Raw genomic sequence first — 23,468 nt, 5'->3', positions numbered from 1 at the left:
TCCATAATAGAGGTGATACCCTTTCAGGTATAGAGAAAGTTTTCAATTGTCTCAAAAAACCGGCTCCCGACGGAAGTTAAACACGTGGTTAACGGATAATTCACATTGGATGGTCTGCCAGACGGTTCAGAATTTCGGCTCCCTGCTCCAGAATCGGGTTCTCCTGGGCATACGAAATCCGAAAATGCGTATCCCGACCACTGAACACATTACCCGGTATAATCAGCAGATTATTCTGGATGGCCGCGGTACAGAATTCGGTTGCCGTCCCCCAGGGAGTCCGGATAAACATGTAAAATGCTCCCTGGGCGCCGGAAATCGTATACTTCTCAGAGAGGAGCTTCCGCATCAGGTCGCGTTTTTCCCGATATTCGTCGACACGCTCCGAGATATCGCATTCCAGTGCAGCCAGCCCTGCCCACTGCACAGGATGGGGCGCGCAGACGAACGTGTATTGCTGCAGTTTGATCATCTGCTGAATCACGCTCCGGGGGCCATGCACGAAGCCCAGCCGATGACCGGTCATGGAGTGCGATTTACTGAAGCCATCAATCACGATGACCTGTTCGTTGTATGCAGCCGGACTCACAAAGGGGTCGTCATAACAGAAGGAACGATAGATCTCATCGCTGACCAGCGCAATATTCTTCTCTGCCGCCAGTTCCGCCAGCGCCCGGGTCTCTTCTTCCGAGGCCACATGCCCGGTCGGGTTACTCGGGCTGTTAAACAAAATCAGTTTCGTACGATCGGTGATCGCGGCGCGGACTTTTTCGATATCGATCGAGAAATCCGGATAGGTTTCCACAAAAACCGGCGTCCCTCCCACCACGCGCGTGAGGTGTGTATACATCACAAAATACGGATCGAAGATGATGACCTCATCTCCCGGATTGATCAGCGCATTTAAAACCAGCATCAGCGCACCACTCGTTCCACTGGAGATAAACACCTGGCGGTCCGCATGCCCATAGGTCTCATCAACCTGCGCCTGGATTTTTCCAATCAGGGGGGCAATTCCCTGCGTCTGGCTGTAAGCATTTTTGCCATCCCGCACAGCCTGGCAGAGCGCATCTTTAATGGAATCTGGTGTATCGAAGTGGGGTTGTCCGATACTCAGGTTAATCGGATTTTCCATCTTTGCTGCCAGGTCAAATACTTTTCGAATGCCAGACGCATCAATCAGATGCATCCGGTCGGCAATCCATTCTTCACTCATTTGTTTTCATTCTCTTTTATTTAAGTGTTGAGTTGATCAACTTAGCAACCGGCGGCTTATCATATCCGCTTCAATCCATGATTGCAGGAACCGTTTACCCGTTTTTCTGAAGATGCTGCGTGATAAAGTACAGGCCCGCATAAATCCGGGCATCCAGCAGACATCCCCGGTCTCGTGCGGCCTGTAGCCACACGTCAATTTCCTCGAAGGGAACCGCGTGCACCGTAATATTTTCGGTTTCCTCTCCTCCCCCGGCACCGACTTGCTGCAGGTCCAGGGCCAGGAAAAACTCGACCGCTTCATCGGTCAATCCCGCAGAGGATACAGTCGAACCGAGCGGCACCAGCCGTCCCGCCTGGTAGCCGGTTTCTTCCAGCAGTTCCCGGGCAGCAGCGGTCTCCAGCAGTTCCGCTTCCTGGCCTGCAATATCCCCCGCGAGACCTGCCGGAAATTCGATCACACACGCATCCACGGGGGGACGGTACTGCTCAACAAAAATTACCCACCGATCCACCGTCAATGGAAACAGGCAGACGACACCCGTCGTATTCACGCGCTGCACAAACTCCCAGCGCCCCCGCTGGACCAGCCTGATAAAGCGGCGTTCAATGATCGTCTGATCGGATTCCTCACCTTCCTCGTTCATCGTGATCTTTCAATTCATGCAAATAGACAGGTTGGGAAACCCAAACAGGCTCAGGATGTTTCTTAGACAGAACAGGCTCATTCGTCCCCTTAACGATTGATCTGCTGATTCAGTTTACTGAGAATAGATACCAGATTCACATGCGACGACCAGACAGAGACGCCCAGGCAGAGACGCTGGATCGATCTCTATTTTTTTGATACATAAATTACTGCCGAGGTTCACTCAAATTCCGGGCATCCTGGATTGCCACTTCTGATTGCTTCAATTGTATGTGCCATCAGCGGTTTTTGCCACTTAGACTGGATCCTGTTTACTGTAGAGTCTGCAGGGCCATTGGGGTCGAGTATATCAGTTTGAGAATCGCTCTGATTAAATGTAAATCGCTCTGAAAAGCCGCCGCAAAGTGAATCAAGCAGACCCGGAACGTGCGACCGATTGGACTGGTCCGGAAAAAACAGCTGATTATGTTCGTTGGGAACTTTTTTTCTCAAACATCAGGAAACATCTATGAAACCGCTCGTGCTATTTCTATTCACATTCTCACTACTTTGGAATCACGCCCTGGCAGATGATTCCATCGTCGATACGACTTCCCCGCTGGAAACGATCGCCACAGACTTTGATCTGGCAGACGGCCCTGCCTGGGATGGGGGAAGCAATCTGTATTTCCCGGATGTAAAGGGGGAGAAACTCTATCGCTTTTCTCCCCGCACGGGAAAAGTTTCGGTCTTTCTGGATGACGCCGGCAGGATCAGTGCCAGTTATTTCAACCATGGCAAGCTCTTCCTGTCCGACAATGGAAACAGCCAGATCTGTGTGCTGAATGGCAAAACGAAAACTCCCATCGCCGGTCAGCCCGCCGATGCCAAACCTCCTCGCAAACCCAACGATCTGGTCGTCGATCAACAGGGAGGCATCTATTACACACTTACAGGTGCAGGTGAAGTCATCTGGATTTCGCCCGCAGGCAAGCAGTCTGTCGCCGTCAAAGATATCAAAACCCCGAATGGACTGATTCTGTCACCGGATGGGAAAACCCTGTATGTCGCTGCCTACGTTCCCAAAGAAATCTGGGCCTATGATGTCACCAGCCCTGGCGTCACCAACAACGGGCGGCTGTTTGCAAAAATGGATTCCGGCCCGGACAAGGGAGCAGACGGAATGACCATCGACCGCGCGGGAAACGTCTATTGCGCGGGTCCTGCTGACATCTGGATCTGGAATCCCGCAGGTAAACTGCTGGCAAAAATTCCGACGCCGACACGCCCCATCAACTGTGCTTTCGGGGATTCGGACATGCGTTCGCTTTACATCACCGGTTTCGGTGGCCTGTATCGTCAGCGAATGAATGCCTATGGCTGTATGCCGGAACCGGCTGTCTCTGCGACAGGCGGAAAGATACAGCGTCCCGCGACCACCGTTCCCGAATCGGTCACGCCGCATTTGAATGTGGTCTACGGACAGTCGGGAACCCGTAAACTGCTGGCGGATATCTTCGTCCCCCAGTCGGGCAAAGGCCCTTTTCCTGCGGTCGTGGTCGTGCATGGTGGCGGCTGGATGAACGGTGACAAAACAAAATTCCGCGCCCTGGCTGTCGCGCTGAGTGAACGCGGATATGTCACCATGGCCGTCGGATACCGTCTGGGCCATGAAGCAAAATTTCCTGCGGCTATCCAGGATTGCAATGCAGCCGTCCGGTTCCTGAGAGCGGAAGCGAAAAAGTACCATGTTAACCCGAAGCAGATCGGAGCTGTCGGCGGCTCTGCCGGTGGTCACCTGGTCGGTTTGATGGCAGCCGCACCTGATGAAAAACAGCTGCAGGGAGACGCCGGCCATCCGGCTCAATCATCTAAGCTGCAGGCGGCCATTGTGATGGCCGGCCCCATGGAAATGGCATCCGGCTCTGTGGCAGAACGCTCCCGCAACAGCGGAAACAAATCTTACTCTAATCAATGGTTGGGAAAATCGGTTGATGAAGCTCCTGAGCTATACAAGCTCAGCGATCCCTATCTGCACTTCGATAAGAAAACGCCACCACTGCTGTTTATGACGGGTGAACTCGATAATCCCGACCGCAATGTGCCTTCCCGTGAAAAACTGAAGTTGCTGGGCGTCACCACCGGCATTAAAGTTTATCCCAAAGGCAAACATGGCTGCTGGAACCAGTTGCCCTGGTTCAATGACATGGTCGAAGATATGGACCAGTTCTTTCAGCAGAATCTGAAATAAACGGCTGACGAGGGGTGAAGCAGGGGACGAAGTTTATTTGTTCTCTTCTTCATCATCCTCATCGAATTCATAATCATCGTCAGCGAAATCGAATTCACTGTCCGACAATTGGCCACTGACTTCGGCATCATCAAAATCATCACCGATTTCGAGATCACCGGCTGATTCGAATGAATCGTCATCCGTTTCGTCAAAATCATCGCCGAGTTCATCGTCTTCAAATTCGCCTGACAGTTCGGCGGCAGAATCGGAAACCAGTTCCTCGTCGCCTGCTTCGTCTTCGTCAAATGAATCCGCTGCCTCCGAATCTTTGCCTTTCGCTTTTTTCTTCGCTCCCCCTTTGGGACCAAAGATTAAAGCTCCGATGGGCATCAATACCAGAACAGCGCTCATCAGCAGTGTCGTGCCAGCAACCGCGAGCAGCATGGTTGACATCGATTCCGCATGGTTCAAAAATGCCATCACCAGCAGATAAGCTAAAAAGCCACCAGGGATAGCAGCAATCAGGGAGATCAGTGGAAGTTGTAGTTTCGACACAGTGGCTGTTCCTGAAACGAGGTCAAAAGCTGTAAATCTGTTGGGGGAATATCTACCGAGGCCTGGTCGGTGCTGGAATCACGTACCCACTATCGTAAAGTGGCCTGCGACGAATTATCAAGTCCCGAATTTAAAATGTTCGTTTTAAATATAGACTCCGGTTTGACGATATGACCTGTTTGCTGGTATTGGTAGCGTAGAGAATTCACTTTAAATCGTTTTTGTCGGATTAATCGTTACGATATTCATTACCGACAGAGATCATCAACTACCTTGCCTTGAGGACTGCATGTCTGCTTCACAGTGGAACAAATTGAATCAGAACATTATTGACTGCACCCGGTGTGAACGTTTACTGACCCACTGCCGGAAAATTGCGAAAGAAAAACGAAAGTCCTTTCAAGACTGGGACTACTGGGGACAACCCGTGCCTAATTTCGGTGACCCGCAGGCTCAATTGCTGATTGTCGGACTGGCTCCCGCCGCCCATGGTGCCAACCGCACCGGTAGAATGTTTACCGGCGATCGCAGTGGAGACTGGCTGTATCGTGCACTGTTCAAAGCTGGTTTTGCCAGCCAGCCCACCGCAGAACATAGTTCAGACGGACTGAAATTAATAAACTGCGCCATTACTGCCACCTGCCATTGTGCCCCGCCCGCGAATAAACCAACCCGCGACGAAATCGAAAATTGTCACCCCTGGCTGGAACAGACTGTAGAGATGCTGCCGGTCCAGATTTTCCTGGCACTCGGGCAGATCGGCTGGAAAGCCGTGCTCGACTTCAAAAAACGCCAGGGAGAACTGACCGAAAAGCGACCCGCATTTTCCCATGGCGCCGCCTACCAGTTTTCAGGCGGTCACTGGCTCATCGGCAGCTATCACCCCAGTCAGCAGAACACGTTTACCGGTCGATTGACGGAACCCATGTTTGATTCGGTGTTTGATCTGATCAAAACGAAACTGGACGCCAGGTAAAACAGAATCGGGTCAGGCTTTGTCTTCCCTGCCAACGACGCGATGGAAATGCAGTTCCACTTCCTGATCGATCACACGTCGTACCCCTTCCACCAGGCATTCGGGCTCATGCTCCGTTTCGCCAATCCGTTTGATTTCTTTCAGGGATGTTCCCGGCGAAACCGTGAACGCGTTCTGATGTATGATCTGATTTCCTGCATCCAGTTCGGGAATAATGAAATGGATCGTGGCACCAAAGGTCAGCATATGGTGGCTGAATGCATCTTCGTAGGGCTGAAATCCGGGAAACGAAGGGAGCAGGCCATGATGCAGATTAATAATGCGACCGCCGGCAAAACTCCAGCAGATACGTGGTGGCAGGACACGCATATACCGGGCCAGCAGTACATAATCGACTTCATAGGTATCGAACAGTTCGACCAGCCTGGTATTGTCGGGATTCCCGCGCTCATCGCCGATATGATGAAAATCCAGCTGATACCGATCGGCCAGAGACTGACAACGATCCCGGTTCCCGATAATGACTGCCGGCGTCGCGTTGATCTCACCCGCTTCAATCGCTTTTAACACGGCTTCAGCAGGCTCACTACGATAAGTTGTACAGATTGCGATCCGGGGAGGCCGTTCGTGCTCATCGCGAGCCCAGACGCGCAACGTCAAACCTTTTTGCGTCCCGATCTGCATAATCCGCTCGCGCAATACGGAGATCGGCTCCACCTCAGTGGGCCAGTCGATACGTAACAGCATCGCAAACAGACGTTCCGAATCATGGTCATACATCTGAATTTCATGAATATTGGCTCCCACACCGGTCACATAGTGAACGATGGGGTCAGCCAGTCCGCGATTGTCCGGTCCGACGGCTGTGATGGTAACCTGCATGCTGTCTTTACACTTTCACAAACGGTGATATTGCTCTTCCGGTTAGCCGGATGTTCTTACCCGGTCAGTAATTGTATCACATCTCGAATCCAGTCTCTGCTGCTTCTGAATGGAAGGCACAGAATCTTTCGCCGACCGGATCAATCCTGATCAATGTAAGAATTTGTTGGATTTCGTAAACATGAAATGTAAAGCGATGTAACGGAATCCTTACAAAAGCCGGCACACCTGCTGAACAACCAGCGTTGTCGAGTGCAGAGAATGTTGCTGTTAAACTGCAATCATTAAAGGTGTTAGTTAAAACTTGAGTGTTCTGCATCCTGTAACGTTTATGAAGATAGTTCCTTCGGCATGGTCTATGCGATCAGCATAACTGGCAAAAAGGGAAATGAGCAGGGAGGGGAATGTGTACTCCACATCTCTGAACCCAGGCAGATCGTGAGTGAACCGGTTCTCACCTTTTGTTCTGAACTGCTGCTTTCCTGTGGTTAACGAAGTTTCGGAGAGACCTTCTCAAGGTCTGTCCGGTCCAGTGATAACCACTGCCGGGACCTGGAAGCATGTTAGCGTCCAGGTTGTCTCTCGCGGTTCATGGTTTCTCGATCAGGGCCGAAAACAAAAACGTAACTCTCAAGTAAAACACAAGGAACTCAAAAATGTTGAATCAACTTTGGAACGACGAAGCTGGCTTCGTCATCTCTGCAGAACTCGTACTCGTGCTGACCATCGCTGTTCTGGCTATGATTGTTGGCCTGAGCGAAGTCGCTGTTGCTGTCAATACTGAACTGAATGACATTTCAAACGCAATCGGAGCACTGAACCAGAGCTATGCTTACACTGGTTTTCTGGGTAATGGTGGAAAGACCAAAAGCTTCTACGCCGGTTCACGCTTTGCTGACTCGGTAGATGACTGTGACCTGAACTCAACTTGTGATCTGGTTACTGGAACTGCTCTTGTCACCGCTGACGAAGGTACTACTTTCTAAAGTAACTACACCTTGGTCTTAAGGTGTGAATTGAGAGAAACTGATATAATCAGTTAATTCGACTCATCCGGAACTCTGACAGGGATTCGTCCCTGCCAGAGTTCCGATGTTTCAAAAAAAACTCATTTGATTCACAGTCGCTTTTACAGACTGTTCAACATCCTTGATAACGAATGTTGCCTGCACGCAACCTCTCAAACTTTCTGCGCCATTCTGGCCCTTTCTTTTCAGAATGTGTAAACCACAAGTTTGATTACAGTTATAGCGATTCCCTCCTCGCGTTTCTTCTGGTCCACACGCTTTGTGGACTTCCCACAACACTCCCCCACCACCCTAATGGCACACCGACTGCGATATGAACTCTGCAACAAGAAACAAAAGTAACAAGCTAAACAATCACCGACTCATTTACCTGGAGATTACTGACACAGTTTGATTCGCAACGTTGTGACCCGTGTTGAGGCTTCTTCTTATTCTCGCGACTTGTCCCCGAAAGAAGAAGAGAAGTCAACGGCATTGCATGAAGGTGAGAGAGCATTCAATGCGGATGATGTCTTTGCATCATTTTCTGGGCTTCCACCGCTCCGCGGGTCATAACGTGCATTTTATAGAACTTTGATGAATACAACACTGCAGTTTGTGCCGTGAAGTTACGGGCCGGTAACTTCACAAAAAGTGCCTGAATGGAGCGTAGTCTCTCAATCTGGCAAATTGATAAATATCGCTTTCGCTTTATTTATCTCAATGTCGTGGGCTGTTTTCTATCTCGGAAATCAAACCACAAACTCGTCTCTCAATTTATTTTTATGACCAAGGAACTCACTAAGATGTTAAATCAACTTTGGAACGATGAAGCAGGTTTCGTAATTTCAGCCGAACTGGTACTCGTACTGACCATCGCCGTTCTGGCCATGATCGTTGGGCTGAGCGAAGTCGCTGTTGCTGTCAACACTGAACTGAACGACATTTCAAACGCAATCGGATCTCTGAACCAGAGCTATGCCTACACAGGTTTCGCTGGTACCGGTGAGAAAAACAAGAGCCACTACGCTGGTTCACGTTTCAGTGATTCTGTCGATGACTGCGACCTGAACACAACTTGTGACCTGGTTACAGGTACTGCAGCAGTGACTGCTTCTGAAGCTACTACTCCGTAATTTTCATTACGACAAACTTGAAAAGCTCTGTTCAGGAAAATCCTGAACAGAGCTTTTTACTTCTAAGAAAATGAAACTCCGTCAAGTGGAGTTCTAGATCGCATTACATTTAACCATAGCGTCTGTCGATCTATTATACTCGGTCCAAATGGACTTGGAGGCGCTACCGAAAACTGGATACATTATAGCAGCTCTCAAAATAGACATTTAAAAAAACAAGGGGATAAAATCATGTTGCGGGCATTATGGAAAGATGAAAACGGCTTTATTATTTCTGCAGAACTGGTCCTGGTATTGACCATCGCTGTACTGGCAATGATCGTCGGTTTGAGCGAAGTCGCTGTTGCTGTTAATACCGAATTGAACGATGTCTCAAATGCCATCGGTTCACTGAATCAAAGTTATGCTTATACCGGTTTTAGTGCCAGTACTTTTTGTGATGGCAAATCCAAAAGCCACTACGCTGGTTCCCTGTTCAATGATGCGGTTGATGACTGCGATTTGAACACCACCTGTGACCTGGTGACAGGTACTTCAGCGGTAACTGCTTCTGAAAGCGTCACACCATAATCGACAGCTGCTAAACAAGCTCTCTCAGAGAACCGACGGAACTTCCGCCGGTTCTTTTTCGATTACACGCGCTTACAGTTTGTTTAACCTTTGTGTTCAAGCTGTTTAACACCTCAAGGGGATCCACGCTTTTAATGCCCGCACTGATTCCTTGATTTCCATCACACCCTAAGTCTTTATCAGTTTTGAACATAAACTGTTCAATCGGCCTGTGAACAGCAGCCAATCCCCTCCCTCTGGCATACCGTCTGCATTACAAAACTTCCGTGAATTGATTGACGGGGTAACACCCTGCGAAAACATTCACGAATCAAAATACTCTCTCACAAACAAAACTCTCTCTCACATAGCTTGCCTGTTGAACTCGCATTCGACGGTCGGCGCACTCTACGATTAAGTAAGGGGACTCTCTCATGTTGTGTATCGTTCAGCGTTTGTACAATGACGAAGCTGGGTTCGTGATCTCTGCAGAATTAGTGCTGGTTCTGACAATCGCTGTACTGGCGATGATCGTCGGTTTAAGCGAAGTTGCTGTCGCCGTGAATACGGAACTTAACGACGTTTCCAATGCCATCGGCGCACTCAACCAGACTTATGCTTATACCGGGTTCTGGTCAGGCAGCCATGGAAAAACCAAAAGCTACATTCTCGGAAGTGAGTTTGATGACGCGTTCGATGACTGTGACCTGAATACCTCATGCGACATCGTCTGTGGTGCTGAAGGCATGAAATCAGAAGGTGGATGGTAAACCAGTTCCTGGCACAGGAAAAACTCTCGACAGTAGCGATTTTTCAGTTTCTTTGAATCGAAATTAGAAAAAGGCAGGTTTCAATTGAAACCTGCCTTTGTTCATTTACATCACAAGCGAATCCAGCGTCCTGTTAAGCAGATACTCTCGGCGTACCAGGATTCAGATCCGGATTTGCTTCCGGTTCAGGCTGTGGTTCGGGAACAACCGGTTTTGCTGTTTCCTGGCTTTGAGGAGCCAGATCACAGTTACCAGTAGCACAGGCAGTCGTAGGACAGACTGTGGTAGGAACCATCGTGCAGACTTCGTAAGGAACCTTACGGGCCACGCATTTGGTGACATACCGTGTGCAGGTTACAGGAACCTGTTTGGGTACGCAGCGGGCAACCCGGTGTGTGACAGTGAAAGGCACTTTCCGCGTGACGCATTCAGCGACTTTACGGGTGCATTGTTCCGAGACCATTCGACAGGTCTGAACAGGAACTTTACGAACCTTTTCTTCACAAACCCAGTTACACGTCTGATAAGGAACCTTCTGAGCGACGGTTTCCGTTACCCACCGGCAGGTCCGGTAAGGAACTTTGGTCACAACCACTTCGGGTACCATTTTACAGACTTTTACAGGTACTTTGTTCACAATCACTTCGGGTACATAACGCGTTACCTGTACCGGGCAGTTCTGGCGAACGACTTCTGGTACATACTGGGTGCAAGGCACCTGGCAGGCAACACGTTTCAATCGCCAGACTTTGCGACAGTGAGTCCGCCCTGGAACCTGAACCATGGTCATCCGCGGAATCCCGCAAGCATCAGTGGTCCAGCAGGGACGGCATTTTCCGGGTTTGGTAATCTGTTTTGTTTCCCAGACTCCCTGTAAACGATGCACCGTGCGGTAGGTCGTTACCGGCTTCATAACCGTATAACACCGTTCCTGGTTAACCGTTTCTGTGACAGGTCGCATTACGGTCTGTCGGCATTCCTGTTCGATTGTTTCCACAACAGGTCGCATCACAGTCCGTCGACACTCCCGTTCATGGTTTTCCCAGACAGGACGTTGTACCTGATAGCTGCAATCACGGTACTTGGTTTCGACCACCGGTCGTCGGACAGTGTAACGCTCTTCCCGCTCCGATGTTTCATATACGGGCTTTTGAACCGTATATTCGACATCGCGGTAAACCGTTTCATTCACCATGCGATAACAGGTTTCCTGCTTGTCTTCGTAAACTGTCTCGTATTCGGTGCGATAAGCCGTGTACTGTTGAGGTTCTGCAACCTGGTCGTAAACAGTACGATAACAGGTTTTCCGCTCAACTCGACAGGCGGTATAACATGCTGTTGGCTGACAGGCAGTAGTCGGGCAGCAGTTATAACTGGCTGCTCCAAAATACCTGCAGGCTTGTGCCGAATCGTTGACAGCCAGCATTGCCACAGCGGCGAATGCCAAGGCCAGAGTCTTTTTCATTTTTCCCCCTCCAAAAAAGTGCGTCACATGATGAAAGTGTGCGTTTTCCGATTTTTCATCTCATACATGACTGTCTGCATTATTGACATGACCTGAAAAAAGATGCAAATCAAAAGCTGACGTCCCGTATGGAAAAATCGAAATCATCGCGGGTTGTTCTATTTAGCACTCAAGCATAGATCACATAGTTTCGGCAACTTGAGGAAAAAAGGGGGATATCTCTTTTTAGTGAAGAGCTTGTTACCGGTTCCACTTTATAACCGTTATCACCTGCAAAGTTTCACAAATGCAACATTCGTTCGTGGTAACCTGTTATCAGAACTCAACATGAATCATAGAAACGACATCCGATCTGTTACTTTCTGCCGAGAATGAATACATCTTTATTTCTGGATGCATCAACGTCTCTTAATCTTTGCCATATTTCTTTTGCAATTCCTCAAATTCTTCAGGAGTATCCAGGTCCAGCAGGATTTCCGGCACATCGCATGACTGCAGGTGAGGCTGTACGCCCCCTCGCTGCCAGAGTGCATTAATCCCCTGCTCTGCCGGGAGCTTAAAGACCTCCCCCGCCATCGACCACCGAAAAAAAGTCGGGTGTCCCTTACGATTCTGGTACGCGGGGATCATCACGTCAGCCGGACACTGTTCCCACCCCTCGCATAATTCTTCAATGACAGACTGCTCAAGCACAGGATGATCTGCCGGAACCAGTAACCAACTCTCATCCTCCGCTGGTTGATAGCGTTCCTTAATCCAGTGCAGCGCGTGCTGGACACTGGTTTTCATATCGGGGGGATCTGTTTCCGGCTGCACCAGTTCGACGGGCAAATCAGCCAGATGCTCTGCTAAACGCGCGTCATCCCGGCGGGCGACAATGACGACTTTTGTGACTAATTTACAGCTCAGGGCCCGCACCAGTCGCTGAATCACTGTTTCGCTGCCCAGCGAGAGCAGCAGTTTATGGGCTCCCATACGTCGACTTCGGCCAGCAGCAGGCACAATCGCAAACAGTCGGCGCGTTGTCATTAAATCACCTGTTCCGATAAGATAGAGTCAGGCCGGCTTATTCTGAATCAGATACCGGCGGATTTTCGCAATAAGTTACTAAGATAAGCTGTCGTTCAGAACCTGTCTGAACCATTCAGAGTTAAGGATCAATCGTGCAAATTTTATTGACGAACGATGATGGAATACACGCCCCCGGCATTCGCAGCCTGCAGAAAGCTTTAACGCAACTCGGTGATGTGGAAGTAGTGGCCCCCCTCGCCGAACAGAGCGGGGTGGGGTTGAGTATTACCTATTTACATCCACTGATGATACATCAGGAATTTGAAAGTGAAAAGCACTGGGGCTGGGCAGTGGCCGGCAGTCCGGCTGACTGTGTCAAACTGGGAATTCTGGAATTCTGCCCGAAACGTCCCGACCTCATTGTCAGTGGCATCAATTCCGGTTCGAATGTGGGGATTAACGTGCTCTATTCCGGCACTGTTGCAGGAGCCATCGAAGGTGCCTTCGCCGGTATTCCTTCAATCGCCATTTCGGCAGCCAGCAGTTTTGCCAACGACACCAAACCGGACTACGACCGCTGCGCCACACAGAGTCTTCCCGTCATCAGAAAACTGTTACAGGAAAAATCTCCCGCCGACCGTCTCTGGAATATCAATTTTCCCGCCATACGGCCCGACTGGCCACGGGGGGTCAAATGGACTTCCCTGGGAGTAAAACGACATTTTGATGTGATGGAAAAACGAATTGATCCCCGTGGGCGTCCTTATTTCTGGAGTGGACTTGATCCGATTCAAAATCATCAACTGGACCCGGGCACTGACATCCATGAGCTGGCAGATGGCTTTGTCACTGTCACTCCCCTGAAATTTGACTTAACAGATCACCAGCATTTACAAGCGTCAGATCAGCAGGCTGGCGGTGAGATCGATGTCGACCTCACTTGATCTCAAACACGGGAATCAACGCCCGAGGCGTTCCAAAGTTTGACATTTCACCACAATGCGGGATAATCAAAGCTTAAACCGATCGTTTGCGGCAGAACCCTGCTCTGACAGGATTTCTCAGAACCTGTCCCGATAGAGGGGTTCGGCATTCCTACCTCCGCGAAATTGTTAACAGTGACCTGAAGATAAGATGTGTTGAGGAGCTGCCCCGTGAACCACAATCAGTCAGCAGAACACAACAGTCTCGCCTCCCGCATCATCTCCGAAACTTTCCCTGAACTGCAGACCAGCGAACTCCTGCAAAACATCATCGATTCAGATCAGCAACTGATGCGAAAAATCCTTTCCATCACTCCCCTGATCATCTGGGCCGTCGATCGCCACGGTATCGTCACACTCTCCGAAGGGGGAGGCCTGTCCCGACTGGGTTATCTCCCGGGCGAATGGGTGGGCAAATCTATCTTCAATGAGTACGCTGCTGAACCCGACCTGATCGATATTTTCCGGCGAACACTCAACGGTGAACCACAGCAGCAGATCCGGACAGTCAATGAGCTGGTTTTTGACGCCGAATACAATCCCTTCTTCGATGAACAGGGACAGGTGGACGGCTTTCTTTCTGTCGCCATTGATATCACCGAGAAAGTCACTTCGCAGGAAGAACTCCGCCGCTCCGAAGATCGCTTCAGCAAGATCTTTCAGGTGAATCCGATCGCCATGTGCATTACGGAGATTGACACCGGAGTCTTCATTGAAGTCAATGAGAACTTTCTGACCGCGCTGCAATGCAGCCGGGAATTCGTTCTGGGCAAAAGTGCATTTGACATCGGGTTCTGGCCCGACAAGCAGACACGCCGGGAAATGATTGAACAGGTGCAGAAAGAAGGGACGGCGCGCGAACTCTATTTTGACTTCATCATTCCCAATGGCACCCGCTTATGTACCATGCTCTCTGCGGTCCAGATCTATTTTCGCGGCGAGACATTCCTGCTTTCCTGCGTAAAGGACGTGACCCGGGAACACTCCGCCCTGGAGGAACTGGAAAAGTTAAACGAGAATCTGGAAGCCAGGGTCGCGTCCCGCACTGCCGAGTTGGAACATGCACATGCAATTCTGAACGAGGAATATACCAAGCGAAACCGGCTTTATAATGTGCTGCAGCAGACAGAAGCCAAGTGGCGCTCCCTGGTGACCAACGCGCCTGATACGATTCTGACGCTCGATCATGAAGGGAACATTCTCTATATTAATCATCAGATTCAGTCGGTAAGCAGGGATGCCATTATCGGTTCATCCATTTTCAGTTACATGAACCAGGCAGACCTCGCTAAAGCTCGCCGCATTCTTCAGGAAGTCTTTCATTCAGGAAAGACACAAGTACTGGAAACCGAAGGGCTTAATCCGGAAGGAAAAAAAACGCTCTATTCCTGCCGCATCGGTGCCATGGTGAGTGAAGGCGTTATTATCGCCGCGATGGTCATCGCCACTGATATCACGCAGCAGAAGCAGGCAGAACAGGAGCTGGTTAGACGACGCGCGGAACTCGCGCATCTTTCCCGGCTTTCAACCATGGGGGAACTCGCTGCCGAACTCTCGCACGAACTCAATCAGCCCCTGGCGGCAATTAATAATTATACAAATGGCTGTATTCGCCGTATTCAGTCCGGAACCACAACTCTGGATAATCTGGTGGAACCCCTCGAAGAAATATCACGCCAGGCACAACGTGCCAGTGAAACGATCAAGCGTCTCAGGCGTCATGTTCAAAAGAGTGAAGTCGAACAGAAAAAACTGGACATTAATGCCGTCATCCAGAATTCCATCGCGCTGCTGGAACATGAAATCCAACGTAATTTTGTTACACTGCATCTGGAGTTAAGCCCGGGACCTCTCCAGATCATCGGTGATGCAATCCAGATTGAGCAGGTGCTGGTCAATCTGCTGTTAAATGCCTTCGAAGCCATGTCGGAGCAGCCCCCTGAAGACCGCAGAGTGGGGATTCAATCTGATCTGGATCAGGCGGGAAATCTGATGATTTGTGTAACAGACAGCGGAATGGGTTTGAAAAAAGGCCAGGAAAAATCTATCTTCGAAACATTCTATACTACAAAACAAAAGGGACTCGGCGTCGGTTTGTCAATCAGTCAGACGATTATCGAAGCCCACGGAGGCAAGTTGACCCCGCGCAGAAACAAACAGGGAGTCAGTTTTATTATCACTCTTCCATTAGCACATGGAGATCGAAATAGTGGCGTCTGAAATCATGACTATCCAGCAAGAGGCAACCGTCTTCGTTGTAGACGACGATCCCGCCATCAGAAAATCACTCCGCTGGCTGATCGAATCGGTCGGCCTGAAAGTACAGACACATGAACTCGCCAGCGAGTTTCTGGAGAGTTATTCACCGGAATTTCCCGGCTGCCTGGTCCTGGATGTCAGAATCCCCGGTATGAGTGGCCTGGAATTACAGGAAAAACTGCGGGAACGCGGATACGATATTCCTGTCATCATCGTCTCCGGTTACGGCGATGTCCCTATGGCGGTGCGGGCCATGAAAGCAGGAGCGATCGACTTCCTGGAAAAGCCGGTTAGCGATCAGGTGCTGCTGGATTACATTCAGAAAGGCATCGAAACCGACATCAGAAACAAACAGAACCGGGTGCAGAACCAGGATCTGATGGAACGCAAAGAAACGCTCACCCGCCGTGAACGGGAGGTCATGGAATATGTTGTCGTCGGATTTTCCAGTCGCGAAATTGCCGAAAAGCTGAATGTCAGTTTCAAAACGGTCGAAGCGCACCGCGCCAAAATCATGAAAAAAATGCAGGCCAAAAGCGTTCCCAAACTGATTCAGATGGACCTGCAGATCAAAGATGTTCCCGAATATGACCGGGATCAGTGAGCCTTTGTTTTTGCTTTTCATTCCGCAATAATCAATTTAAAGATCTGTCACTTTCTCATTGCCCCCTTGAAATTCTCCGGGAACCATTTTGAACAAGCATCCAGAACTGGCGTTAAACGGTGTTCCCGTTTGTGATACTTTTGCGGAAGCATTTACCACCGTCGGCACGCGAATTATCGTGACGGCCCTGACCGAGGCCTGGGTCAGAATTGCAGCAGCAGAAGCCACCGGCTATGCAACCAGTGTGATCGCCTGTGATGCCGAAGCAGGAGTCGAGAAATATCTCTCCCCGGCAGAAAGCCCCGATGGCCGTCCCGGCGTCAGCCTGATGTTCTTTGCCTTCGGACAGACCGCTCTGGAAAAAGCCGTCACGAATCGCGTCGGACAATGCATTCTCACCTGCCCGACTACCGCCTGTTACTCCGGCTACACCTGCGAAGATCCGGAAAAGAATATCTCCTTAGGCAGCCAACTGCGTTTTTTTGGAGACGGTTTTCAGATCTCCAAAAAATGGGGAAACCGCAGACTCTGGCGTGTGCCCGTCATGGATGGGGAATTTGTCTGCGAGGATCAGACCGGAACGTTCAAGGGAGTCGCCGGCGGTAATCTGTTAATCTGTGCCTCCGATCAGAAAAGAGGGCTGCTCGCAACAGAAGCGGCAGTCTCGGCCATGCAACAGGTCGACCTTACAATCCTCCCCTTCCCGGGGGGCATCGTCCGCAGCGGCAGTAAAGTCGGCTCGCGCTATTCCAAACTGAAGGCCAGCACCAACGATGCCTATTGCCCGACGCTACAGGCACAAACCACGTCAGAACTCCCCCAGGGCACTGGCTGCGTCTATGAAATTGTCATCGACGGTGCCGCGTTCGAACCCGTACAGCAGGCAATGCAGGTCGGACTGCATACCATCTGTCAGCAACCGGGGATCCTCCAGATTACCGCCGGAAACTATGGCGGCAAACTGGGGAAACATCACTTTCACCTTAAAGATCTGATTCACAGCGCTCACGCTTGAGCGACCGTGCCTGATCCTTATTCCTCTTCCCGGAAACTTTCGGAAATCAGCATTTCCTGTTCAAACTGATGGCTGCGCCCCGAACCAGTCGCCGGACTGGCACTGGCGGGTCGATACACACCTTTCAGCGGATGACGACCGAACAGATTCCCTTTGAAGCGACAATACATGAATCGCCAGGCTCCCATGTTTTCCGGTTCTTCCTGAACCCAGTACACGGGAGTCCCTTCTGCAAACGGAGCCAGTGCCGCCTCCAGTTCCTCTTTCGGAACCGGATAGAGCTGCTCCATGCGGATGATAGCCACATCGTCTCGCTCTGTCTGCTTTCGGTGTTCGCTTAAATCGTAGTAGATTTTACCGGTACACAGCAGAATTCGTTTGACCTTCTCCGGCTTCAGATCTGTGGTATCGCCGATCACTTTGATAAACGAGCCTGTACTCATCGACTTGAAGCTGGAAACCGCGTCGCGATGCCTTAACAGACTCTTGGGTGTCATCACAATTAATGGTTTCCGCCATTTGCGGATCATCTGACGCCTGAGCAGATGGAAAAACTGATCGGGAGTGGTAGGCATCGCAATCTGAATATTGCTCTCGGCGGCCAGTTGCAGAAAACGCTCGAAGCGGGCACTCGAATGCTCGGGGCCCTGCCCTTCAAAACCGTGTGGCAACAACATCACAATGCCGCTGTAACGCTGCCACTTGTCTTCGGCACTAACGATAAACTGATCGATGATCACCTGGGCGGCATTACAGAAATCGCCAAACTGCGCTTCCCAGATAATCAGGCCATCGGGACAGTCCAGACTGTAACCATAGTCAAAACCGAGTACGCCTGCTTCGGAAAGCGGACTGTTCACGAACTCAACCGGTCCCTGTCCTTCCACCAGATGTTTCAACGGCGTATATTTTTTACCGGATTTGACATCATGCAGTACGGCGTGACGATGACTGAACGTGCCGCGCTGTGCGTCCTGACCACTGACCCGGATTCGGTAACCTTCGGTCAACAGTGAGGCAAAGGCCAACGCCTCAGCCGTTCCCCAGTCGATCTTGCGTTCTCCCTCTGCCATCTCCTGACGGATACTCAACAGACGCTGAATCTTCTTGTGGGGCGTGAAATTTTCGGGAACCTCGGTCTGCTTCAAGAGCAGGTTCACCAGGCTTTTCTCGGGAACACCGGTATCAATCTGGTCAGCCGGTAACTCACGACCGCCCCGGTAGCCGGCCCAGATCCCTGCCGGTAATTCAACCCTGTGTGGATAATTTTCAACCCGGGCTGCTGCCAGTTCGGACTCCAGGTGGGAAACACTTTCATCCTGCAGTCGATCACCATCTTCTTTCGTCACCGACTTGCGTTCCAGCATGCGCTGCAGAAAGCTGTCTCTCACTGAAGGACGCTTGTTGATAATGTCGTACATCAAAGGCTGCGTGAATGCTGGCTCATCCCCTTCATTATGACCACGTCGACGATAGCAATACATGTCGATTACCACATCGCGGTGGAATTCCTTGCGGAAGTCCATCGCCAGTCGAACCACCTGGGCCACTGCCTCCGGATCTTCCCCGTTCACATGGAAAATCGGGATCTGTAACATCTTCGCCACGTCTGTCGCGTACGTCGAAGAGCGGCTCTGTGCCGGATCCGTGGTGAAACCGATCTGGTTATTGACGATCACATGAATCGTTCCCCCCGTTCGATAACCCCGCAACTCACTCAGGTTCAGACTCTCCTGCACAACCCCTTCCCCGGCGAAAGCAGCGTCACCGTGAATCAGCAGAACCATGCCTTTGGTACGGTCAATATTGGCCCAGCGGTCCTGCTTGGCGCGCATCCGGCCCATGGCAACCGGGTTCACGAATTCGAGGTGACTCGGGTTGAAACAAAGCGTCAGGTGCACGTTGTGTCCGGTTTCAGTCATCCAGTCGGAGCTGTAACCCAGATGATATTTCACATCGCCTCGCCCCACACTCATCTCGGGGACAGAGTCCTCGTATTCGCGGAAAATTTCACGGGGCTTTTTCCCCATGATGTTGGTCAGGACGTTCAGGCGGCCCCGATGTGCCATCCCGAACACGATTTCATCGACGCCCTGTTCGCCCGCTTTTTCAATCGCCAGATCCAGCAGCGGAATCAGGCTCTCGGCCCCTTCCAGCGAAAAGCTTTTCAGGCCGACATATTTTTTCTGGATGAATTCTTCAAACACCACCGCATCGGTCAAGCGACGCAGGATCCGCAATGATTCGGGGCGCTCGAACTTGAGGAAATTGGCGGTGCTTTCCATCCGGTTCTGCAGCCACTTCCGCACACGCAGGCTGTCGATGTGCATGAACTGCGCACCGATCGATCGACAGTAGGTATTTCTCAACCACTGGATCATCTCCCGCAGCGTTCGCTGCTTGGGACCACCAAACGTGGAAGTAGAAAAAACGCGGTCGTAGTCCCGTTCCGAGAAATCGTAGAACTCGGGCATCAGCTCGGGAGGCGTGGCCCGCTGTTTTCCCAACGGGTCCAGGGAAGCCAGAATATGGCCACGTACACGGTAGTTACGGATCAACTGGTCCAGACGCTCCTGACGATCTGCGATTTTCATCGTCTGGCGGTCCATGCCCTCCCTCTGTTGCTTGCCGGGAGGATTGAACATCGTATGACGTTTGAAAGAGGGTCCGAAATTCGGTTTGCGGCTCCGGGGCATCTTCTGGGGAAACTTCGAGAAATACTCCCGCCATTCCTGCGACACGGAGCTCGGCGACTCCAGATAGCTTGTGTACAGCGATTCTACGAAAGTTAACGATTCCGAGCTCAAATCGTTGATCAGTTCTTCTGGCAGCTGATTATCGGAGTGCCCATTGCCTTCATGGGAGTACGAAGCAGAATCTGGTTTATCAAGCATTGTGCCCTCTCCGGGCTGAATAATGAATCCGGCAGGGCACACACAGTGTCAACTCGACACGCAGGGAGAATGCTCTGTCGCGAATACAGGTTTAAAACATGTTTCTTCTACATTACCGTATTAGATCAGAGATTTAAAGCTCTCTACTCTAGCAGACTTGCGCTGTCCTAAAGAAAGTTACCAAAGTCGATTTCACTTTCCTACTCAACCGCTGCCATACTTTTATCCAAATTTTCAGGAAAAACCGGAATATCGGGAACCAGCCCTCCGGGAACTGGGCCGGGAACTCGGCCTCTCTACTTACCAGGCAGCAGCACAAAAAAACCGGCTCCGATGTGAAAACACAACGGGCCGGCGGGTAAGCTTAATCTTATCAGACTGTCATCATCACTCGCTCCCCATTGCTGCAGGAAACGAGACGATCAGCGTTGTCAGATCAGGTCTGCTGACGAACAACGCGTTTACGAATATCTGTTTCCAGAACACCAAAGGCCTGCTCATGACGCTGTAATGCCATTGAAAGAGCACTCAGCAGTCGCTTGGCGGTGTAATGGTTCAGGATGATCCGCTGCCCGACATTGATCTCCGTGTTCGCTGGATCCAGTGGCTGAGGATTCAGACCCAGATCCAGAATCAGTTCTTCTGGGGTGCTGGATACGCGACAGAAGTTGGCGTAGCTCGCAATAACATTGCTGTCATTAACTTTGACCTGTTGTTGCTGGGCGGGAGCCTGTGCCTGTTCTGCAGCAGGTTGTGTTGTCTCATCAGCTGGTTTGTCATCTTTCTTAGCACTCACGCTTTTTTTCTCCTCAATGTGATACAAAATCTTAAGAAGTAACTGGTTCCAGAAATGTGGGACCTGAACTGATTGAAATGAACTTCACCCTGATACTTCGGCAGTTCACCCCGAAAATACTTGATTGATTTGTCCTGACTGTACTCAAGACACCTGAAACATACCATCGCAGTGTTCAGCATTCAAGAACAGAATGCAAAGACTTTAAAACTCTTGGGATACAGGCTGTCAGCGCTTACGAAAATGACTGTATGTTGTCAAAACGCAACTCGACACCCTATCTCCCCCGCAGCTCCCAGAACGTGACATTCTAAGAAAAAGGCCCTGATGCCAGCACTCGCATACACATCAGGGCCTGAAATTCATACAGACTGTTTAAAGTATGGGGCCTGCCCAGTCTGAGAAGACATCATCGAAATCAGCATCGATTTCTTCATTCAAACCTGCCAGATCCAGATCACTGATTTCCAGATCTGCCTGGGCCGAATCATCAATCTTCCCGCTGTCAACAATCGACAGACCGTTCAAACGCAGATCATTGATGATCTCATCGCTCAACCCTTCCAGAACCGTCAGATCCAGTTCACCCTGTTCGGTCCCCTGGCTCTGCAGCAGTTGATTGAAGTACTGAGCCAATCCCGATTGAACCGTCTCATCACCCGTCAGCAGGCTGCTGGTCACATCAAACACAACCGGCGACAGTTCGGGCAGAGAAGCGACGGTCGTCACCAGGGAATCTTCATCCTCTGTAACCTGCGTCACAGGAGGTTCAGCCACCAGCGGCAGATTCGCCATCAGAGGAGCATTCACTCCGACCAGGATCTCATAGCTGCCCGATGCAGCAGCTTCGTGAGCAGACTGCAGAATCAGGGCATCCAGGATCGAAGGCAGTTTGCGAACGCCCGGATCCAATGTCGCATTCATCACATCGCCGGCATGTACTGTATCATCCAGGTGCAGACCATCATCGGTCAGCGTGGCTTCAAAGCCACTGCCCACGAAGGTCAGAGTTCCGCCTACGCCCGTTTGAATAAAGCTTTCGAACGGAGCGTAAGTATCTGTGAATCCGAGTACGTGGCCGATTTCGTGTAGCAAAACCGTCAGCAGGTCATAATGACCGGCGGCAGCAGATTCTGCATCAGCCGAGTAAGCCACGCCCCCTTCGAGGTCGGTATCACTGAAGACAGATGAATCCAGATCCGAATACCAGCCCAGACCGGCGGCATTATCGTCCAGAGTCACAATCCCTGAAACAGGACGCCCCTCTTCATCGACGGCGGTTATCTTACCTTCACCCAGTTGAGTTCCGCCCAGGTTGGTAATTACCAGCTGAATGTCCGGAACCGCTTCCAGGCCCAATGCATCCTGCCAGATCCCCAGTGCTTCATCCATTACCTGGTCGATCGTCGAATCGCCGGTGATATCGGTTGTCTTACCATACCAGCGTTGCAGGAAGTTAGATGGATAGACAACATCTTTATCTCCCCCTTTGTGGACACCGTAGTTGGAAGCCATAAAGTTCAGGTCCCGATAATCTACTTTTCCACTCTTATCAGCATCCAACGCCCAGACGTAAGGAGAATCGGCATCGAGAACATTCTCTCCATAAATGGAAGCCAGGATTATCAGATCGCGGTAGTTGATTGTATCATCGTCGTTCACATCGTAGGCAATCGCCCACAGATCGGTATCAGGAGCATCACCGACGACCAATGTCGTCTCAGCATCATTAAACAGACTGACACTGACATTGCTCAGTGACAGACCCAAAGCATGTGGACCGATGAATTTGTCTTCAAAGTCGATCGAGACATCATCCTGCGCCAGTGATTCAAACTTGACTCGAGCCAGCAGAGCCTTTTTACCATAACCGGTCTTATCGGCATTGGCGACTCCACTGATTCCGGTCACGACGCCCGTAGAATCATCAATCACCGCTTCTCCCGCTGCGGCAAATGCACTGCCAAACTCAATCGTTGTTGCAGTGAAGAAATTTGTGTTGTAGTTCAAGTCGGCGACTGCAGCAGTAATGCTTCTGGCATCCGCTGTCTCGACATAAACTTCCACCCAGAACGAACTCCACTCGTCAATCCAGGTATCACTGGCAGGCAGTGCGGAAGTATGTCCGTTTGGCCCCAGATCTGTCTGATTGCGGACCACAACCAGATCAACGGCAGTCCCCTCATCCAGTGTAGTATCAGTCACAATCGACTGCGTCCCGTGTAAGGGAGCCCCGCCATTTTCAACGGTAATCGTCAGGTCATAAGAACCGGTTGATGTGGGATCTACTGAGCCAGTCCCCTGTCCGGTGGTCGTCGCATCGTAGTCATAGTTATCAAAGGCAGACAGTCCGATATAATAAGTACCAGCCGTCGTAGCCGTAAAGGTGAAGTAAGCATCCAGTCCGCCCTGACTGAAGATAAATTCACCGGGCACTTCATAGACATCGTCAACAACGCCATCCTCATCAGAAACAGAGCTACCAGACCC

General features: G+C 50.8%; 19 protein-coding genes. 10 read left to right on the top strand and 9 right to left on the bottom strand.

Features of this window, described 5'->3' with window-relative positions:
- Positions 1-100: 100 nt before the first annotated feature.
- Entirely contained in the window at positions 101-1,216 is a 1,116-nt protein-coding gene (locus tag AACZ40_RS09525; RefSeq protein WP_291176760.1) for an aminotransferase class I/II-fold pyridoxal phosphate-dependent enzyme, read from the bottom strand.
- A 94-nt stretch (positions 1,217-1,310) separates the two neighbouring features.
- A complete protein-coding gene (locus tag AACZ40_RS09520) occupies positions 1,311-1,862 on the bottom strand; it encodes an NUDIX hydrolase (protein WP_291176757.1) in 552 nt (183 codons plus the stop codon).
- A 510-nt stretch (positions 1,863-2,372) separates the two neighbouring features.
- On the opposite strand from AACZ40_RS09520, the gene AACZ40_RS09515 reads away from it, so the two are divergent.
- Positions 2,373-4,094: an SMP-30/gluconolactonase/LRE family protein gene (locus tag AACZ40_RS09515; protein ID WP_291176753.1), complete on the top strand. Its 1,722-nt coding sequence runs from the start codon at positions 2,373-2,375 to the stop codon at positions 4,092-4,094.
- A 33-nt stretch (positions 4,095-4,127) separates the two neighbouring features.
- Here the strand turns inward: AACZ40_RS09515 and AACZ40_RS09510 are convergent, their stop codons facing one another.
- Positions 4,128-4,631, bottom strand: a complete 504-nt coding sequence (locus AACZ40_RS09510; protein ID WP_291176750.1) for a hypothetical protein — start codon at positions 4,629-4,631, stop codon at positions 4,128-4,130.
- Positions 4,632-4,920: 289 nt separating this feature from the next.
- Here AACZ40_RS09510 and AACZ40_RS09505 point away from each other — a divergent pair, with 289 nt between their 5' ends.
- Positions 4,921-5,607, top strand: a complete 687-nt coding sequence (locus AACZ40_RS09505; RefSeq protein ID WP_291176747.1) for a uracil-DNA glycosylase — start codon at positions 4,921-4,923, stop codon at positions 5,605-5,607.
- A 12-nt stretch (positions 5,608-5,619) separates the two neighbouring features.
- On the opposite strand, the gene AACZ40_RS09500 is transcribed toward AACZ40_RS09505, so the two are convergent.
- Positions 5,620-6,489: a formyltransferase family protein gene (locus AACZ40_RS09500; protein WP_291176743.1), complete on the bottom strand. Its 870-nt coding sequence runs from the start codon at positions 6,487-6,489 to the stop codon at positions 5,620-5,622.
- A gap of 656 nt (positions 6,490-7,145) precedes the next feature.
- Between AACZ40_RS09500 and AACZ40_RS09495 the strand changes: the two genes are divergently transcribed.
- From AACZ40_RS09495 to AACZ40_RS09480, 4 genes are all read left to right on the top strand, one after another.
- Positions 7,146-7,475, top strand: coding sequence for a hypothetical protein (locus AACZ40_RS09495; RefSeq protein WP_291176740.1), 330 nt, complete (start codon positions 7,146-7,148; stop codon positions 7,473-7,475).
- An 827-nt stretch (positions 7,476-8,302) separates the two neighbouring features.
- Positions 8,303-8,632, top strand: a complete 330-nt coding sequence (locus AACZ40_RS09490) for a hypothetical protein (RefSeq protein WP_291176737.1) — start codon at positions 8,303-8,305, stop codon at positions 8,630-8,632.
- 231 nt (positions 8,633-8,863) lie between these two features.
- Positions 8,864-9,202 carry a hypothetical protein gene (locus AACZ40_RS09485; RefSeq protein ID WP_291176734.1) on the top strand — a complete coding sequence of 113 codons (339 nt, stop codon included), beginning with the start codon at positions 8,864-8,866 and terminating at the stop codon, positions 9,200-9,202.
- 422 nt (positions 9,203-9,624) lie between these two features.
- Positions 9,625-9,951 (top strand): hypothetical protein, encoded by a 327-nt coding sequence (locus AACZ40_RS09480; protein ID WP_291177171.1) that lies wholly within the window; start codon positions 9,625-9,627, stop codon positions 9,949-9,951.
- A gap of 133 nt (positions 9,952-10,084) precedes the next feature.
- Here the strand turns inward: AACZ40_RS09480 and AACZ40_RS09475 are convergent, their stop codons facing one another.
- Positions 10,085-11,416: a hypothetical protein gene (locus AACZ40_RS09475; RefSeq protein ID WP_291176732.1), complete on the bottom strand. Its 1,332-nt coding sequence runs from the start codon at positions 11,414-11,416 to the stop codon at positions 10,085-10,087.
- 408 nt (positions 11,417-11,824) lie between these two features.
- A complete protein-coding gene (locus AACZ40_RS09470; RefSeq protein WP_291176729.1) occupies positions 11,825-12,445 on the bottom strand; it encodes a nucleotidyltransferase family protein in 621 nt (206 codons plus the stop codon).
- A 134-nt stretch (positions 12,446-12,579) separates the two neighbouring features.
- Between AACZ40_RS09470 and surE the strand changes: the two genes are divergently transcribed.
- The 4 genes from surE to fhcD all read left to right on the top strand — a co-directional run bounded on the left by surE (position 12,580) and on the right by fhcD (position 17,288).
- Positions 12,580-13,371, top strand: a complete 792-nt coding sequence (surE, locus tag AACZ40_RS09465) for a 5'/3'-nucleotidase SurE (protein ID WP_291176726.1) — start codon at positions 12,580-12,582, stop codon at positions 13,369-13,371.
- A 210-nt stretch (positions 13,372-13,581) separates the two neighbouring features.
- Entirely contained in the window at positions 13,582-15,630 is a 2,049-nt protein-coding gene (locus AACZ40_RS09460) for a PAS domain S-box protein (RefSeq protein ID WP_339674204.1), read from the top strand.
- A gap of 4 nt (positions 15,631-15,634) precedes the next feature.
- Positions 15,635-16,273, top strand: coding sequence for a response regulator transcription factor (locus AACZ40_RS09455; RefSeq protein WP_291176720.1), 639 nt, complete (start codon positions 15,635-15,637; stop codon positions 16,271-16,273).
- A gap of 88 nt (positions 16,274-16,361) precedes the next feature.
- Positions 16,362-17,288: a formylmethanofuran--tetrahydromethanopterin N-formyltransferase gene (gene fhcD / locus AACZ40_RS09450; protein ID WP_291176717.1), complete on the top strand. Its 927-nt coding sequence runs from the start codon at positions 16,362-16,364 to the stop codon at positions 17,286-17,288.
- A gap of 17 nt (positions 17,289-17,305) precedes the next feature.
- Here fhcD and AACZ40_RS09445 read toward each other — a convergent pair whose 3' ends face one another.
- The 3 genes from AACZ40_RS09445 to AACZ40_RS09435 all read right to left on the bottom strand — a co-directional run.
- Positions 17,306-20,182, bottom strand: a complete 2,877-nt coding sequence (locus AACZ40_RS09445; protein WP_291176714.1) for a 2-oxoglutarate dehydrogenase E1 component — start codon at positions 20,180-20,182, stop codon at positions 17,306-17,308.
- Between the two features lie 436 nt (positions 20,183-20,618).
- Complete coding sequence (locus AACZ40_RS09440) at positions 20,619-20,978, bottom strand: DUF3467 domain-containing protein (protein WP_291176711.1); 360 nt, start codon at positions 20,976-20,978, stop codon at positions 20,619-20,621.
- Between the two features lie 375 nt (positions 20,979-21,353).
- Positions 21,354-23,468: hypothetical protein (locus AACZ40_RS09435; RefSeq protein WP_339674199.1), on the bottom strand; the 2,115-nt coding region annotated here is incomplete at its 5' end.

It is taken from the genome of uncultured Gimesia sp. (assembly GCF_963972345.1).
Taxonomy (GTDB): domain Bacteria; phylum Planctomycetota; class Planctomycetia; order Planctomycetales; family Planctomycetaceae; genus Gimesia.
This window is presented reverse-complemented; position numbering and strand designations above follow the sequence as displayed.